This is a genomic window from Nocardioides sp. SLBN-35 (assembly GCF_006715725.1).
Lineage (GTDB): Bacteria > Actinomycetota > Actinomycetes > Propionibacteriales > Nocardioidaceae > Nocardioides.
On the sequence record NZ_VFNU01000001.1, the window covers coordinates 178,871 to 193,826 of the forward strand.

The 14,956-nt window shown below is 73.2% G+C and carries 15 protein-coding genes; 3 read left to right on the forward strand and 12 right to left on the reverse strand.

From position 1 onward, the window contains the following. Window positions 1-76: 76 nt before the first annotated feature. The 5 genes from FBY23_RS00885 to FBY23_RS00900 all read right to left on the reverse strand — a co-directional run bounded on the left by FBY23_RS00885 (window position 77) and on the right by FBY23_RS00900 (window position 4,938). Window positions 77-2,668 carry an ABC transporter permease gene (locus FBY23_RS00885; RefSeq protein WP_141796424.1) on the reverse strand — a complete coding sequence of 864 codons (2,592 nt, stop codon included), beginning with the start codon at window positions 2,666-2,668 and terminating at the stop codon, window positions 77-79. Further along, window positions 2,665-3,384 carry an ABC transporter ATP-binding protein gene (locus FBY23_RS00890; RefSeq protein WP_141796425.1) on the reverse strand — a complete coding sequence of 240 codons (720 nt, stop codon included), beginning with the start codon at window positions 3,382-3,384 and terminating at the stop codon, window positions 2,665-2,667. The genes FBY23_RS00885 and FBY23_RS00890 overlap by 4 nt, the downstream gene beginning before the upstream one ends. Then, window positions 3,381-3,512: a hypothetical protein gene (locus tag FBY23_RS26555; RefSeq protein WP_260805669.1), complete on the reverse strand. Its 132-nt coding sequence runs from the start codon at window positions 3,510-3,512 to the stop codon at window positions 3,381-3,383. Before FBY23_RS26555 ends, FBY23_RS00890 begins: the two co-directional genes overlap by 4 nt. Next, entirely contained in the window at window positions 3,509-4,135 is a 627-nt protein-coding gene (locus tag FBY23_RS00895; protein WP_141796426.1) for a PadR family transcriptional regulator, read from the reverse strand. The genes FBY23_RS26555 and FBY23_RS00895 overlap by 4 nt, the downstream gene beginning before the upstream one ends. A 74-nt stretch (window positions 4,136-4,209) precedes the next feature. After that, window positions 4,210-4,938, reverse strand: a complete 729-nt coding sequence (locus FBY23_RS00900) for a calcium-binding protein (RefSeq protein ID WP_141796427.1) — start codon at window positions 4,936-4,938, stop codon at window positions 4,210-4,212. Window positions 4,939-5,001: 63 nt separating this feature from the next. Between FBY23_RS00900 and FBY23_RS00905 the strand changes: the two genes are divergently transcribed. Beyond that, window positions 5,002-5,763 (forward strand): SDR family oxidoreductase, encoded by a 762-nt coding sequence (locus FBY23_RS00905; RefSeq protein ID WP_141796428.1) that lies wholly within the window; start codon window positions 5,002-5,004, stop codon window positions 5,761-5,763. On the opposite strand, the gene FBY23_RS00910 is transcribed toward FBY23_RS00905, so the two are convergent. From FBY23_RS00910 to rocD, 6 genes are read right to left on the reverse strand one after another with little or no spacing between them, the layout of a single operon-like run. Next, window positions 5,747-6,838, reverse strand: coding sequence for a VanZ family protein (locus FBY23_RS00910; protein ID WP_141796429.1), 1,092 nt, complete (start codon window positions 6,836-6,838; stop codon window positions 5,747-5,749). The two genes, FBY23_RS00905 and FBY23_RS00910, sit on opposite strands and share 17 nt — an antisense overlap. A gap of 10 nt (window positions 6,839-6,848) precedes the next feature. Beyond that, complete coding sequence (locus FBY23_RS00915; protein ID WP_141796430.1) at window positions 6,849-7,514, reverse strand: histidine phosphatase family protein; 666 nt, start codon at window positions 7,512-7,514, stop codon at window positions 6,849-6,851. After that, on the reverse strand, window positions 7,514-8,587 hold the full coding sequence (locus FBY23_RS00920; protein WP_141796431.1) for a phosphotransferase family protein: 1,074 nt from the start codon (window positions 8,585-8,587) through the stop codon (window positions 7,514-7,516). Before FBY23_RS00920 ends, FBY23_RS00915 begins: the two co-directional genes overlap by 1 nt. Continuing rightward, a complete protein-coding gene (locus FBY23_RS00925; protein WP_222117682.1) occupies window positions 8,584-9,354 on the reverse strand; it encodes an SDR family NAD(P)-dependent oxidoreductase in 771 nt (256 codons plus the stop codon). The genes FBY23_RS00920 and FBY23_RS00925 overlap by 4 nt, the downstream gene beginning before the upstream one ends. A 30-nt stretch (window positions 9,355-9,384) precedes the next feature. Continuing rightward, window positions 9,385-10,659, reverse strand: coding sequence for a Glu/Leu/Phe/Val dehydrogenase (locus FBY23_RS00930; RefSeq protein WP_141796432.1), 1,275 nt, complete (start codon window positions 10,657-10,659; stop codon window positions 9,385-9,387). Continuing rightward, window positions 10,656-11,891, reverse strand: coding sequence for an ornithine--oxo-acid transaminase (gene rocD / locus FBY23_RS00935; protein WP_141796433.1), 1,236 nt, complete (start codon window positions 11,889-11,891; stop codon window positions 10,656-10,658). The genes FBY23_RS00930 and rocD overlap by 4 nt, the downstream gene beginning before the upstream one ends. A 74-nt stretch (window positions 11,892-11,965) precedes the next feature. Here rocD and pruA point away from each other — a divergent pair, with 74 nt between their 5' ends. Continuing rightward, a complete protein-coding gene (gene pruA, locus FBY23_RS00940; protein ID WP_141796434.1) occupies window positions 11,966-13,642 on the forward strand; it encodes an L-glutamate gamma-semialdehyde dehydrogenase in 1,677 nt (558 codons plus the stop codon). 40 nt (window positions 13,643-13,682) lie between these two features. Further along, on the forward strand, window positions 13,683-14,537 hold the full coding sequence (locus FBY23_RS00945; protein WP_141796435.1) for a MurR/RpiR family transcriptional regulator: 855 nt from the start codon (window positions 13,683-13,685) through the stop codon (window positions 14,535-14,537). Between the two features lie 65 nt (window positions 14,538-14,602). Here FBY23_RS00945 and FBY23_RS00950 read toward each other — a convergent pair whose 3' ends face one another. Further along, on the reverse strand, window positions 14,603-14,929 hold the full coding sequence (locus tag FBY23_RS00950; protein WP_141796436.1) for a hypothetical protein: 327 nt from the start codon (window positions 14,927-14,929) through the stop codon (window positions 14,603-14,605). Window positions 14,930-14,956 lie beyond the last annotated feature (27 nt).

Consider the following 14,956-nt stretch of genomic DNA (forward strand, 5'->3'; position numbering starts at 1 on the left):
ATGGCGCGAGAGAAACAAACAGTCAAGCCTGACTTTAAGTAACTCGGAGAGACCTGACCAGGGCGGTGCGGTCAGGTCAGTCGATCCGCGCCACCAACGGCAGCCGGCTCCGCGCGCACAGCCCGACGGCGGCAGCGGTGAGCAGCGGCAGGCCGACGACCACGAGCCCGAGCAGCGGCCACGGGACGGCGAGCAGCGTGCTGCCGTCGTCGCCGCGGGACAGGGGGCGGCTCACGGCGATGCCGGGAATGAACCCGATCGGCGTGCCGAGCAGGGCGCCGGCGAGCCCGACGACCAGCGCGTACGCCGCCGCCACCCGCCGCCGCGTGCGGGGACGCGCGCCGATCGCGGCCATGGTGGCGAGGTCGGGGCGGGCGTCGGAGAGTGCGAGGAAGGTGGCGGTGAGCGTGCCGCCGAGCATCAGGATGCCGCCGAGGATCGCCAGCACCCACTGCAGGATGCGGACGGCGTCCTCAGGCTGGTAGCCGCGCTCCACCACGAGGGTGCCCGCGCCGGGCACGGAGGCCAGGGTCTCGGACAGGTCCTCCTGGGCGGCCGCGGAGATCGACGGGGCCACGGCCAGCGCGGTGGTGGCGACGGGCAGGCCGAGGTCGGCGGCGAGGGTGGGAGGGAAGATCGCCGACGCGGCACCGAGCCCGCCCGGCGGGCGCACCGTGACGGCGGGGAGGTCCTCGATCCGCTCGCCGAGCACGACCCGCACCCGCTCGGACACCTCGGGCCCGAACGCGTCGTTGCCGCGGACCAGGACGACGCGGCCCGCGGCCAGCGCCCGGTCGGCCCGGTCCCGCTCGGCGGGGCTGAGCCCGAGCGCGGCGGGAGCGGTGCCGGCGACCAGCTGGCCGGTGCCGAAGACACCCGAGGTGGGTAGGACCAGCGGCTCGTCGCCGACCTGGAAGGTGACCTCGAGGCCGGCCTCCGGGTCGTCCGAGCGGAGCCCGGAGACGGCCTCGACCGCAGCACCGGGGAGGCGCTCGGTCAGGACCTGCTGCACGGCGGCCGGGTCGGCCGTCGCATCGAGCGGGACCGCGCCGTACCCGTGGGCCAGCTGGGGGTCGTAGTCCCGCTCGTCGGCCGCCTGCTGGCTGGTGAGCGCGAGGGCGAGGGCGATCACGCCGGCCACGGTCGCCCCCACGGCGGCGACCGCCGGGACGGTGCGGGTGCGGTGCCGGGCGGCGTCGCGGGCGGCGAACCGCAACGACATCGGGAAGCGCCGCGCGATCCGCGCAACCAGCGCCACGACGGTGCCGACGAGCAGGATCATGCCGACGACCGAGAGCAGCGCCGACGCGGCCACCAGTACCGGCGAGGAGCCGCTCGCACGCGAGCCGAGCACGCCCGCTGCCGCGCCCGCGCCGATCAGGACCAGGCCGAGCGCGGGCGAGCGGCGCGAGGGCCGGCCCTCGCCGCGGCGGCCGGCCAGCACCGCGACCACGTCCTGGCGCGAGGCCGAGAGGGCCGGCACCACGGCCGCCAGGACGGCGGCGGCCAGCCCGAAGCAGGCGACGACGGCCAGCAGCGGCCACGGCACCTCGAACGGCCCGAACCAGGTGCCCTGGAAGCGCTGCGCGACGGGCACCAGCACCGCGCCGACGCCGATCCCGAGGACGACACCGAGCAGGCCGCCGACCACGCCGACCACGACCCCCGACGCGAGGACGGTACGGCGCGCCTGGGCCGGCGTCCCCCCGGCGGCCGCGACGAGCGCGAGCGTGCGCGCCTGGGCCCGGGCGCGGACGGCGAAGGCCGGTCCCGCGAGCAGGACCACCTCGAGCAGCACCATCGTCACGACCAGCAGCAGCGCGGTCACCTTCGTCTGGTCGACCGGCTCGTCGGTGGTCACCTCGGGCGGGAGCGCGGAGTCCGGCGGCGGGTCGGAGAGCACCCGGCGCGAGGCGGCGAGCAGGCCGACGGCGTTGAGGGCGCGGACGTCGTCCCAGCTCACCGGGGCGCCGCCGACCAGCCACGACGGCTGGCCGTCGGGCGTGCCGAGCGCGCCGGGGAGGACCGCGGCGACGGCCTCCTTGCGGGTGGTCGCGCTCGCGGCGATGCCGACGACGTGCAGGTCGGTGCGGGTCTCCCCGTCCGTCGTCCGACGCAGCACGGTGAGCGTCGCGCCGAGGCCGGGGCCGCGCCCGGCGGTGACGGGGTTGACCACGACCTCGTCGGCGGTGCGGGGGTAGCGGCCCTCCTCGAGCCGGAACAGCCCGTCGGTGAGCGGGTTCGCGAGCTCGGTCTCGGTGACGAGAAGGTCGCCGACACCGCGGTCGGTGCGGTACGACAGGTACTCCTGGGCGAACGGCACGAGCTCGCGGTCGGAGCCGAGCACCGCGCGCACCTCCTCGGCGGTCGCCACGTGCTCGTCCTCGCTGACCCACGACGTGATGCCGTCGGGGTCGAAGGCCTGCAGCACCTCGGAGGTGCCGCTGCCGCTGACCAGCGCGGCCGACGTACCGAGCCGCCGGTCGGCGCCCTCGGCACCCGACACGCTCGCCGTACGCCACACGACGGCGGCCGCCGCCACGGCCAGCACCGGCAGGCAGACGAGCACCAGCATGAGCGCGGTCTGCGCCTTGCGCCGCCAGGCCTCGCGGCGCGCGAGCCGCAGCGCGACCCGCCAGCCGCCCAGGGCGTGGCTCCCCTGGCTCATCGGGCGGCCGGCTCGACGAGGACGTCGGCCCGGTCGGTGCCGGTCTCGTCGACAACCACGCCGTCGCGCAGGAACACCACGCGGTCGGCCCAGGCGGCGTGCCGCGCCTCGTGGGTGACCAGGACGCCCGCGGCGCCGGCGTCGCAGCGCGCCCGGAGCAGCTGGAGGATCCCCTCGCCGGTCTCGGTGTCGAGGGCGCCGGTCGGCTCGTCGGCGAGGATCAGGCGACGCTCTCCGACCACCGCGCGGGCGATCGCGACGCGCTGCTGCTGGCCGCCGGACATGTTGTCGGGGAACCGGTCGGCGAGGTCGAGGATGCCGACCTCCTCGAGCGCGCGCCGCGCCTCGGCCCGGGCCTGGCGCGGGCCGATGCCGTCGAGCTCACGGGGAAGGGCGACGTTCTCGGTCGCGGTGAGCGCGGGGATCAGGTTGAAGCCCTGGAAGACGTAGCCGATCGACGTACGCCGCATCCGGGCCCGCCCCTGCTGCCCGAGGCGGGCGAGGTCGACTCCCTCGACGCTGACCTCACCGCTGGTCGGCTGGTCGAGCCCGCCGGCGATGGTGAGCAGGGTCGACTTGCCGGAGCCGGAGGGCCCCATGACGGCGACCAGCTCGCCGGGGTACGCCGCGAAGGAGACGCCGCGCAGCGCGAGCACCTCGTGGGGCGCGACGCCGTGGGTGCGGGTGACGTCGGTGAGCTGCAGGACGGGGTTCATCGCTCTTGCTTTCGGGAGAGGAGGCGGGCGGCGCGGATGCGCTGGAGTCGGTCGCGGGCGTCGGCGAGCCAGCGCCGCTCGGCCTGGTCGAGGCGGCGGGCCTGGTCGTGCAGGTCGGCGCCGCTCACCGGATGCCCCTCGCGGGAGTTTCACCGGCCGGCCGGTGAAACTCGCGCTTGGACGAGGAAGCTTCCTCGTCCAAGCGCGAGTTTTCTCGTCCAACCTCGGAGGCGGCCCGGCGCAACCGGGACTCGCAGTGGTCGAGCCAGCGGATCTCCGCCTCGGCGCCGAACACCAGGGAGTCGAGGACCAGGCTCCACGCGAGGTCCGCGGGATCGGCGGACCCGGTCGCCTGCCGCTTGAGACGGGTGTAGTCCTGGAGTGCGGCCATCGTGGCGCTGCGCTGCTGCTGGATGACCGTGCCGACGTCGACGCCGGGCACGGTCACGGCGAGGGCGAGCTTGATGGCCAGCTCGTCGCGCGGCGGCTGGGTCCGCGCGACCGGCGTGGTGAACCAGGTGGCGACCTCGCCCCGCCCCGCGTCGGTGATCCGGTAGATCACGTGGCCCTCGCCGTCCTCGCCGTCGGCGAGGGCGAGGCCGTCGCGCTCGAGCCGGGTCAGCGTCGTGTAGACCTGCCCGACGTTGAGCGGCCACGTGGTGCCGGTGCGCTGCTCGAACTCGGCGCGCAGCTGGTAGCCGTACATCGGCTGCTGCTCCAGCAGGGCCAGCAGAGCGTGCTTGACGGACATCGGGACTCCTCGGAACGACTACATACCGGGTATAGGAAATGTATACCCGGTATGTGGTTGCCCTGTCGAACCCGCTACTCCTCGCAGCCCCGGCGGACCTCGGCGGTGCAGGTGTCCTTGCCCGCGCCACCGACGACGGTGTCGTAGCCGCCGCGACCGTTGAGCACGTCCCGGCCGGCGCCGCCCCGCAGCACGTTGTCGAGGGCATCGCCCAGGATCAGGTCGTCGTCCGGGGTGCCGCGGACCTCCTCGATCCCGGCCAGGGCGGTGCGCATCCGCAGGAGCCCGACCTCGGCGTCCGCGGACGCCAGGCCCAGGGCGAGGTTGACGTAGACCCCCGATGTGGTGCCGGGGACGTAGCCCTCGTAGAAGACCACCCGGTCGTAGCCCGCGCCGCCGTCGAAGGATCCGGGGCCCATCGGCGCCCAGGCGGTGTCGGCGCCCTTGCCACCGCGGGCCGTACCGACGCCGTGGAAGCTGTCGGCGCCCTTGCCCCCGTCGGCGCGCCCGGCGTAGTAGACGGTGTCGTCGCCGCGCCCACCGACCACCCGGGTCCGGGCGTCGCCGCAGATCAGGTCGTCGCCGTCGAGCCCGAGGACGACATCGCGCCCCTGTCCGCGCCCAGCGACGATGACGTCGCGCTTGCTCGTGCCGACGATCCGGTCGTTGCCCTTCGACGGATCGACGATCGTGGCGCGCTTGCCCGCGCAGGTCGGCACCGGCGCCTGAGCGTGCGCGACACCCGCCAGGCCGCTGCCGGCAGCGAGCAACGCCACCACCGCTCCCGTCCCGATCCGCCGCATCCGTGCTCCCTTCCGAGGTCGGCCGTCACCCTGCCACAGCGCCGGGTACGCCAGACTGCCGCCATGGCACCGACGATCCTGATCACCGGCGCGTCGAGCGGACTGGGCGCCGAGATGGCCCGCCAGTTCGCCGCTCGCGGCCACGACCTCGCGCTGGCCGCCCGGCGTACCGAACGGCTCGAGGAGCTCGCCGCCGAGATCCGGGCCGCCCACCCCGAGCGCCGGGTCGCACTGCGCGCGCTCGACGTCACCGATCACGCCGCCGTGTTCCGGGTGTTCGGCGAGCTGCACGAGGAGCTCGGCCGCCTGGACCGGGTCGTGGTCAACGCCGGCCTCGGCAAGGGCGCCAAGCTCGGCACCGGCCGCTTCGACGCCAACCTCGAGACCGCGATGACCAACTTCGTCGGCGCGCTGGCGCAGACCGAGGCGGCGATGGAGGTCTTCCGCGCGCAGGAGGCCGGGCACCTGGTGATGGTGTCGTCGATGTCGGCGATGCGCGGGATGCCCTCCTCGATGACGACGTACGCCGCCACCAAGGCCGGCGTCGCACATCTGGCCGAGGGGCTGCGGACCGAGCTGCACGGCACCCGGCTGCAGAAGAGGATCAAGGTGACCGTGCTCTACCCGGGCTACATCCGCTCCGAGATGAACGACAAGGTCGAGCAGCAGACGCCGCTGATGTCGTCGACCGAGAAGGGCGTGGCCGCGATGGTGTCTGCGATCGAGAAGGAGGTCGCCGACGCGTGCGTGCCGCCGCTGCCGTGGGCGGCGATGGCACCGGTCATGAAACACGCCCCGCTCGGCGTGCTCAAGAAGCTGATCTGACCGGTTCCCGCTCCCGCACCGAGCGCGGCAGCACGATCTCGAGGTCGAGCCCGGCCGCGGCCTGGGCCAGTCCCCGGTGCCCACCCCCCTTGGGGACGGCCAGCACCAGGGTGAGGACGACGAACAGTGCCAGCACCGGGCCGGTCCAGGCGCCGGGGATCGCGAGCAGCGCGACGAACGGGCCGATGCCGGTGGCCAGCTTGACCAACCGCGCGAGCGGGACCGGACCGCGGCCGCCGGTGGTGCGGACCGACACCACCCACTCGCCGACCGTCCGCCCGAGAACGAGCACGGCGGCCACCTCGACCAGCCCCGGGACGCCCCACTGCAGCAGCCGCTCCTGCGTGGTCGGCAGGTCCTCGAAGGGCACCTCGACGACGTACATCTGCACCGCCCGCCACACGATCGACAGTGCCGAGCCGAGCAGCACCACGAACAGCCCGTCGCAGACCATGCCGACCCACCTGCGACCGAGGGTGATCGTGCTCGGCCACACGACCTCCGGCCGCTGCCGCCGGATGAAGATCGCCGACACCAGCGAGCCGAGGGTCGCGCCGAGGGTGTTGATCATCAGGTCGTCGACGTCGAAGAGCCGGTAGGCGCAGGCGTAGAGGTGCCACACGCCGGTGGCCTGCGTGGTCTCGATGAGCAGCGAGACGGAGAAGCCGAGCAGGGTGGCCACGACGACCCCGCGCCGCGCGATCCGTCGTACGAACCAGCCGAGCGGCACGAACAGCAGCACATTGAGCGCCACCTGCAGGAACGCCGGGTCGTGCACCAGCGCCGACAGCCCGGCCCGCGAGCCGAGGTCGCCCCAGTCGATCGCGCGGATCGTGTCGAACGGGACCGTCTGGCGGCCCGCGCAGCGGTAGTCGTCGTCCGCCGGCATCGGCAGCAGCGTGTAGGTCCACAGCGCCAGCCCGTAGACCGCGCCAGCCAGCAGCACGGTGAGGTCGCGCGGACCGAGCCGCCCGTCCTTGCGGTACTCCACCGCCGCCACCGGGATCAGCAGGACCACCGCCACCACGGAGCCGAGGACCGTCGCGATGACGGCGTTCATCACCTGGTCGGACATGGCCGCGTCCCTAGCGGTAGGTCACCAGCGACCGCGGCAGGTGTGGGTGCTCGTTGAACGTGAGCAGCCGCGCGCCGGTGGCACCGACGATCACCCGGGTCACCGAGGTGTTCGCGACGACCGTGTTGAACCGCGCCCAGACGGGGCCCACCGCCGAGATGTCCGGTACGACGAGCAGCGCGGCCAGGGCCGCGATCACACCCCCGGACGTGACGACGAGCGTGGGTCCGGGGCGCTCAGCAGCGGCGGACAGCGCCGTGCGGGCCCGCCCGACGAAGGCGTCGTACGGCTCGGGGTAGCCGCCGTCGGGACCGGCCGCGCTCCAGTGCGCGGTGGAGATCTCGAACTGCTCCTGGAAGGCGCGCCGGTCGGTGGTGTGGTCGACCACCGCGCCGGTGGCCTCGGCGTACCGCGCGAGGACGCCGAGGTGGTCGAACTCGGCCCAGTTCTCGTCGACCTCCGCCGTCGGCGGGCCGGAGAGCGCGGAGGCCATCGCCTCCCAGGTCTCACGGTGCCGGCGCATCCCGCCGTGGACGACGGAGACCGGCTCCGGGCCCTCCTTGGCGAGCCACTGGCCGAGCACCCGGCCCTGCTCCCACCCGGTCTCGGAGAGCACGTCGTAGTCGTCGGAACCGAAGGACGCCTGGCCGTGACGGACCAGCAGCAGCACGCCCATCAGGCGCCCTCTCCCAGGCCGGCGAGGATCCGGCGGCAGCGGGCCTCGAGGTAGCCGACCGCCGGGCCGAACGCGGCGTACGCCTCGTTGGTGGTCTGGCCGTGGAAGTAGCGGTACCAGATCTGCTGGGCGATCACGGCCAGCCGGAACAGCCCGAAGACCTCGTAGAAGGTCCACTGCGCGGGAGTCAACGACAGCCCCGACCGCGCGCAGTAGGCGTCGACGAACTGCTGGCGGGTCCACATGCCCGGCGCGGTCGTCGGCTGGCGGCGGAAGAGCAGGAAGAACTCGTCGTCGTCGGCCTGCACCCAGTAGGCCATCGTGCAGCCGAGGTCCATCAGCGGGTCGCCGACGGTGGCCAGCTCCCAGTCGAGGAGGCCCACGATTCTGATCCGGGTCGGGTCGCTGAGCAGTTCTGGGTCGAGGACCATGTTGTCGAAGCGGTAGTCGTTGTGGATCATCCGCTGCCCGACGTCGGCGGGCTGGTGCGCGTCGAGCCAGCCGGTGATGTCGGACCAGTCGCCGGTGTCGTCGGTGCGGGCGTTGTCGAGCCGGGCGATCCAACCGCCGACCTGGCGTGCGACGTACCCGTCACCCTTGTTCAGCGCAGCCAGGCCGGGCACCGCCGACACGTCGATCGCGTGCAGGGCGACGAGGGTGTCGACGGCGGCGTCGCAGAGCGCGGACGCCTGCTCCTCGCTGATCGGGAAGCCGAAGTCGCGGCGTGGGATCAGCCCCTCGAGGCGCTCCATGACGTACAGCTCGCTGCCGATCGGGCTGTCCTCGGCGGCGCAGTACGCCGCCATCGCGGGCACCTGGCCGAAGACCGGCTTGAGCGCGTCCTGGATCCGGTACTCGCGCCCCATGTCGTGGGCGCCCTTGGCCTTGGTGCCGACGGGCGGGCGGCGCAGGATCAGGTCCGGCCCGTCCTGCATCCGCAACAGGTAGGTCAGGTTCGACGCGCCGCCGGGGAACTGCCGCACCTCGGCGATCGGCCCGCGGCCCAGCCAGGCCTCGACGGCCGCGACGTCGAAGGCGTCCTCGTCGCGGACCGGCCGCGAATCGTCGCTCACTCGGCCACCGCGTCGAGCTTGCGGGCCTGGGCGCGCATGACGGCGTCGTACGACGCACGGTCGGTCAGCTTGAGCTGGTAGGCCGCCCGCGCGGCGTCGTCCGGGATGATCAGCTCGGTGCCGGCTTCGATCGCGTCGAGCACGGCCGCCGCGATCTCGTCGGGTCCGAGCGGCGCGTCCTCCACCAGCTTCGTCATCACCTGCTGCAGCGCGGCGTCGCGGCCCTCGACGCCGGCCATCAGGTTGGTGCGGAAGTACGACGGGCACACGACGTGGGCGCTCACCCCGTGCGCGGCGAGCTCGTGCCCGGTGGTCTCGGTCAGCGCGACGACCGCGGCCTTGGTGGCGTTGTAGCCGCCCATCCCGGCGGGGTGCACGAGCCCGGCGAGCGAGGCGACGTTGACGACCCGCCCACTCCCCTGCCGCTTGAAGACCGGGGCGAAGGTGGCCGTCCCCCGCACCGCCCCGAGCAGGTTGATGTCGACCAGCCGCTGCCACTCGTCGATCCCGGACACGTCGAGCCGGCCACCACCGGCGATGCCCGCGTTGTTGACCAGGACGTCGAGCCCGCCCCAGGCCTGCTCGACGTGCTCGCGCGCGGCCGCCCAGTCGGCGTCACTGGTGATGTCGAGCGGAAGGATCCCGTCGCCGGCGGCGCGGTCGGTGCGGAGCACGTCGGCGCCCCGCTCCTCCCAGGCCCGGGCGAGGGCGGCGCCGAGCCCGGAGGCGGCGCCGGTGATCAGGACACGCAACGACTGCTCGCTCACCCGGCCGACCCTAGTCCGCGGGTGTCCTCGCTACGGGTAGAGCCCCCGCGCCAGGTGCGCGTTGGCGACCGTCTCGACCGCGAGCGTCGTCGCGGCCCGGCGCAGCGAGATGTCGCGGCGGGCGGCGTAGGCGACGACGCTCTCCCACGCGGCCTGCATCCGCTCGGTGAGGCGCGCGTTCACGTCGTCCTCGCTCCACCAGTACGCCTGGTTGGCCTGCACCCATTCGAAGTAGGACACGACGACGCCGCCGGCGTTCGCCAGGATGTCCGGTACGAGGAGCACGCCGGCCTCGGCGAGCACCGCGTCGGCGGCCGGGGTGGTGGGGCCGTTCGCTCCCTCGGTGATCACGCGGGCCCGCACCCGGTGGGCGTTGTCGGCGTTGATGACCGCCTCGACGGCCGCGGGCACGAGCACGTCGACGTCGAGGAACAGCAGCTCGTCGCTCACGTCCATCGCCTCGGCGGCGGCGAAGTCCACGACGCTGCCGGTCGCGTCCACGTGATGCGCGAGCGCGGGGACGTCGAGACCCGCGGGGTCGTGGACGGCGCCGTACTGGTCACTCACCGCGACCACGCGGGCGCCCGCCTCGGCCAGGAGGAGGGCGGCGTCCCGTCCGACCTTGCCGAAGCCCTGCACGGCAGCAGATGCGCCACGGACCGCGATGCCCCGGTGGGCGAGGGCCGCGAGGGCCACGTGCACGACGCCGCGCGAGGTCGCGCTGGCCCGGCCGAGCGAACCGCCCAGCGCGACCGGCTTGCCGGTGACGACACCGAGGACGGTGTGGCCGCGGTTGACCGAGTAGGTGTCCATCATCCACGACATCACCTGCTCGTCGGTGCCGATGTCGGGCGCCGGGATATCCGTGGTCGGGCCGAGGATCGGCATGATCTCGCTGGTGTAGCGGCGGGTCACCCGCTGGATCTCGCCGCGCGAGTAGGCGCGCGGGTCGAAGGCGACGCCGCCCTTGGCGCCGCCGTACGGGATGGCGACCAGGGCGCACTTCCAGGTCATCCACATGGCCAGTGCACGCACCTCGTCCAGCGAGACGTCCGGGCTGAACCGGACGCCGCCCTTGGCCGGGCCCCGCGACAGGTTGTGCTGCACGCGGTGGCCGACGAGCACCTCGACGCTGCCGTCGTCGCGGCGCAGGGGCACCGACACGGTGACCTCGCGGCGCGGGGTGGCGAGCATGTCGAGCATGCCGGGTCCGTAGTCCAGCAGGTCGATCGCGTCGGCGAGCTGGCTGCGGGCAGCGACCAGCGGGTTCCGGTCGTGGACCGGAACCGCGAGCGTGGCGGTCATCGGCGCGCTTCCTCCAGCACCGTGCGCAGCGTGGCCACGAGCAGGTCGACGTCGGACTCGTCGGCGACCAGCGGCGGCGCGAAGCGCACGGTCGATCCGTGGGTGTCCTTCGCGAGGACGCCGTGCCGCATCAGGCCCTCGCAGACCTCGCGCCCGGTGAGCAGGTCCGGGTCGACGTCGACGCCGGCCCACAGGCCGCGCACCCGGACCTCGACCAGGCCGCGGCCGACCAGCTCGCGCAGGCCCTGCTCGAGCCGCGCGCCCAGCACCCGCGCCCGCTCCTGGAACTCGCCCGTGGCGAGGATCTGGACCACCTCGTGCCCGATGGCCGCGGCGAGCGGGTTGCCGCCGAAGGTCGACCCGTGGGTGCCCGGCTCGATCACGTCCATCACCACGCGGTCGGCCGCGATCGCCGAGACGGGGTAGAGCCCGCCGCCGAGGGCCTTGCCCAGAACGTAGACGTCGGGGACGACATCCTCGTGGTCGCACGCGAAGGTGCGGCCGCTGCGGGCCAGCCCCGACTGGATCTCGTCGGCGACCATCAGCACGTTGTGCTCGGTGCACAGCTCGCGCAGCGCGCGCAGGAAGCCCTCGGGCGGCACGACCACGCCGCCCTCACCCTGGATCGGCTCGAAGAGCACGGCCACCGTGGAGTCGTCGATCGCGGCGGCGACGGCGTCGATGTCGCCGTACGGCACGCCGACGAAGCCGGGCGTGAACGGTCCGTAGTCCGCGGTGGCGACGTCGTCGTCGGAGAAGCTGACGATGGTCGTGGTCCGGCCGTGGAAGTTGCCGTGCATCGTGACGATCCTCGCCGTGCCGGGCGCGACGCCCTTGACCTGGTAGCCCCACTTCCGGCTCACCTTGATGGCCGTCTCGACCGCCTCGGCGCCGGAGTTCATCGGCAGCACCATGTCCTTGCCGGTGAGCTCGGCCAACGCCTGTGCGAACGGTCCGAGCTGGTCGTTGAAGAACGCCCGGCTGGTCAGCGTGAGCCGATCCAGCTGGGCCTTCGCCCGCGCGAGGAGGCGCGGGTTGCCGTGGCCGAAGTTCAGGGCGGAGTAGCCGGCGAGACAGTCGAGGTAGCGGCGGCCGTCGACGTCGGTCACCCATGCGCCCGCACCTTCGGCGAGCACCACGGGGAGCGGGTGGTAGTTGTGCGCCGCGTGCTGCTCGGTCAGGGCGATGTGGCGCGCGGTCAGGCCAGAGATCCCCGAAGTGGTCGTCGTCATGACACCAGAATGATTCATTCCACTTTGGTTAGCAAGAGGCTATTCTGAAATCTCTGTTACGAAGGAGGAACTCCGTGGACTCGATCACCCGCGTACCGGCACCCGTCAACGAGACGGTGCTCGACTACGCCCCCGGCAGCCCCGAGCGGACTGCCCTGAACGACGCCCTCGCGACGCTCGCGACCCGGACCGCGACGCTGCACCACGTCATCGGCGGCCGGCCCGTCGCCGGCGCGGGCGCCGAGATCGACGTCCGCGCCCCCCACGACCACAAGCTGCACCTCGGCACGCTCCGCAACGCGACACCGGACGACGCCCGGGCCGCCGTCGAGGCGGCCCGCGCGGCCGCCCCTGCCTGGCGCGCCCTGCCGTACGACGAGCGCGCTGCGGTGTTCCTGCGCGCCGCCGACCTGCTCGCCGGTCCCTGGCGGGCCCGGTTGGTCGCCGCCACGATGCTCGGGCAGTCGAAGACGTCGTACCAGGCCGAGATCGACGCCGCCTGCGAGCTGATCGACTTCTGGCGGTTCAACGCCCACTTCGGCCGACTGGTCCTGGGCGAGCAGCCCGTCGCCAACAGCCGCGGCGTGTGGAACCGCACGGACCACCGCCCGCTCGAGGGATTCGTCTACGCGATCACACCCTTCAACTTCACCGCCATCGCCGGCAACCTGCCGACCGCGCCCGCCCTCATGGGCAACACGGTCGTGTGGAAGCCCTCACCCACGCAGCAGCTCGCCGCGTCGCTCACGATGGAGCTCCTCCAGGAGGCCGGCCTCCCCGCCGGCGTCGTCAACATGGTCGCCGGAGACGGACTCGCGGTCAGCGAGGTGGTGCTCGACCAGCCCGACCTCGCCGGCATCCACTTCACCGGGTCCACGGCGACCTTCCGTCACCTGTGGCGCGAGACGGCCCGACGGGTCGATGCCTACGCCTCCTACCCGCGCCTGGTCGGCGAGACCGGCGGCAAGGACTTCGTGCTCGCGGCGCCGGACGCCGACCCGGTCGCACTCCGCACCGCGCTCGTGCGCGGTGCCTTCGAGTACCAGGGTCAGAAGTGCTCGGCCGCCTCACGGGCCTACGTCCCCTCCAGCCTGTGGGACGACCTGCGCGAGGAGCTCGCCACGGTCGTCGACTCCCTGCCGATGGGCGACGTCCGCGACCACCGCAACTTCATCGGCGCGGTGATCGACGAGCGCGCGTTCGCCAAGCACCGCGCCGTCCTCGACGAGGCCCGGGCCGATCCGTCGGTCGAGGTCGTCGCCGGCGGCACCTACGACGACAGCCGAGGCTGGTTCGTCCGCCCGACCGTGCTGCGTGTCGACGACCCCGAGCACCCGGCGCTGGCGACGGAGTACTTCGGCCCGATCCTCGCTGTCCACGTGTACGACGACAGCGTTCCCGGCGCCGTCGACGCGATCGCCGACCTGGTGGACGCCACGTCGCCGTACGCCCTCACCGGCGCGGTCTTCGCCACCGATCGCACGGTGGTGCACCGCCTCTCCGAGCGGCTGCGGTTCGCGGCGGGCAACTTCTACGTCAACGACAAGCCCACCGGCGCGGTCGTCGGCCAGCAGCCGTTCGGCGGCGCTCGCGCCTCGGGCACCAACGACAAGGCAGGTGCGGCGACGAACCTGCTGCGCTGGACCAGCCCGCGCTCGATCAAGGAGACCTTCGTGCCCGCCGCGGCGCACGAGTACCCGCACATGCAGGACCCGCGCGAGGTCGACCTGACCGATCGGTTCTGGGGATGATCGCTCCGTCCGGGGCCGATCGCGTTGATAGGTTCGCCCGGTGACGGACATCCCGGGTGGGCACGCGTCGGTGCGCAAGCTGCTGATGGCGACGCTCGACGAGCTCAGCAACAGCGAGCGGAAGGTCGGCCGGGCGCTCCTCGCGCAGTACCCCACCGCGGGCCTGACCACGGTGGTCGACCTCGCGACGGCCGCCTCCGTCAGCCCGCCGACGGTGGTCCGCTTCGTGACCCGGCTCGGCTTCCCGGGCTTCCCGGCCTTCCAGCGCGCCCTGGTCCACGAGCTCAACGGCGAGCTCGGCTCGCCGCTGAAGCAGTACCCCGAGAAGGGCGGCACCTCCGGGGCCGGCGTGCTGACCGAGACCCGCGAGGCCTTCCTGGCCATGCTCGCGGCGTCGTACGACGAGCTGCCCGAGTCCGAGTTCGCCAAGCTGGTCAAGCTCCTGTGCGACCCCGCGCGCGACGTCCGGGTCGCCGGTGGCCGGTTCAGCAGCTCGGTCTCCGAGTACCTCGTCGCCCACCTCCGGCTGCTCCGCCCGGGCGTGCACCATGTCGGCCTCGACGACCTCGACCGCCGTACGACGGTCGCCGATGCCGGCCCGGGCACCGTGTTCGTCATCTACGACTACCGCCGCTACACCGAGCAGAACCTCGGACTGGCGGAGCGGATGGCCGCCCGCGGCGCCACCGTGTGCCTGATGACCGACAACTGGCTCTCCCCGATCGCGAAGGTCGCGCGCGTCGTGCTGCCGGCGCGGGTCGACTCGGCCTCGCCGTTCGACTCGCTGGTCGCCTCGATGGCGGTCACGGAGAGCATCGTCGCCGCGGTGGCGGCCGAGCTCGGCGAGACCGGCGTGAAGCGGCTCGAGGTGCTCGAGGAGCAGCCCGCCGACTAGACCCGCGCCCCCGTACGCCGGTCCTCCTGCCGGGTCGTCGGGCGGTTCAACTACCGATTTTGTAGTCACCATGGCCCAGACACGACAAATCCGGTAGTTGAACCGCAGCCACGCACCCACCCGTGGGCGGAGTGGACGAGCTCATCGAGCAGCTCGGAGACGGCGAGCAGGCAGAGCACGACCACCCACTGCGGCGCGCGGTGCGGAGCGATGTCGAGGATCGCGTTCATGACGTCCCACGCTGCGAGCGCATCGCCGTCCGGATGGCCGTTCACCCGCCGCCGGTACAGCCGGGCGACACCGTCGAGCACATCGAGACCCGGCCCCGCCGGGTCGGTCAGCCTGCCGGCCGCGTCGGCGTCCACGGTGAGCCGGATCGCGACCTCGACCATCTGCTCGGTCGGTGGGTCGCCGCGTCG

Bases quoted from the DNA above. Each gene is read 5' to 3' on its own strand.
- rocD (WP_141796433.1), bottom strand. From the start codon at position 11,891: ATGACGACGACCACTTCGGGGATCTCTGGCCTGACCGCGCGCCACATC.
- FBY23_RS00910 (WP_141796429.1), bottom strand. From the start codon at position 6,838: ATGTCCGACCAGGTGATGAACGCCGTCATCGCGACGGTCCTCGGCTCC.
- FBY23_RS00915 (WP_141796430.1), bottom strand. From the start codon at position 7,514: ATGGGCGTGCTGCTGCTGGTCCGTCACGGCCAGGCGTCCTTCGGTTCC.
- FBY23_RS00885 (WP_141796424.1), bottom strand. From the start codon at position 2,668: ATGAGCCAGGGGAGCCACGCCCTGGGCGGCTGGCGGGTCGCGCTGCGG.
- FBY23_RS00905 (WP_141796428.1), top strand. From the start codon at position 5,002: ATGGCACCGACGATCCTGATCACCGGCGCGTCGAGCGGACTGGGCGCC.
- FBY23_RS00890 (WP_141796425.1), bottom strand. From the start codon at position 3,384: ATGAACCCCGTCCTGCAGCTCACCGACGTCACCCGCACCCACGGCGTC.
- FBY23_RS00930 (WP_141796432.1), bottom strand. From the start codon at position 10,659: ATGACCGCCACGCTCGCGGTTCCGGTCCACGACCGGAACCCGCTGGTC.
- FBY23_RS00950 (WP_141796436.1), bottom strand. From the start codon at position 14,929: ATGGTCGAGGTCGCGATCCGGCTCACCGTGGACGCCGACGCGGCCGGC.
- FBY23_RS00900 (WP_141796427.1), bottom strand. From the start codon at position 4,938: ATGCGGCGGATCGGGACGGGAGCGGTGGTGGCGTTGCTCGCTGCCGGC.
- FBY23_RS00895 (WP_141796426.1), bottom strand. From the start codon at position 4,135: ATGTCCGTCAAGCACGCTCTGCTGGCCCTGCTGGAGCAGCAGCCGATG.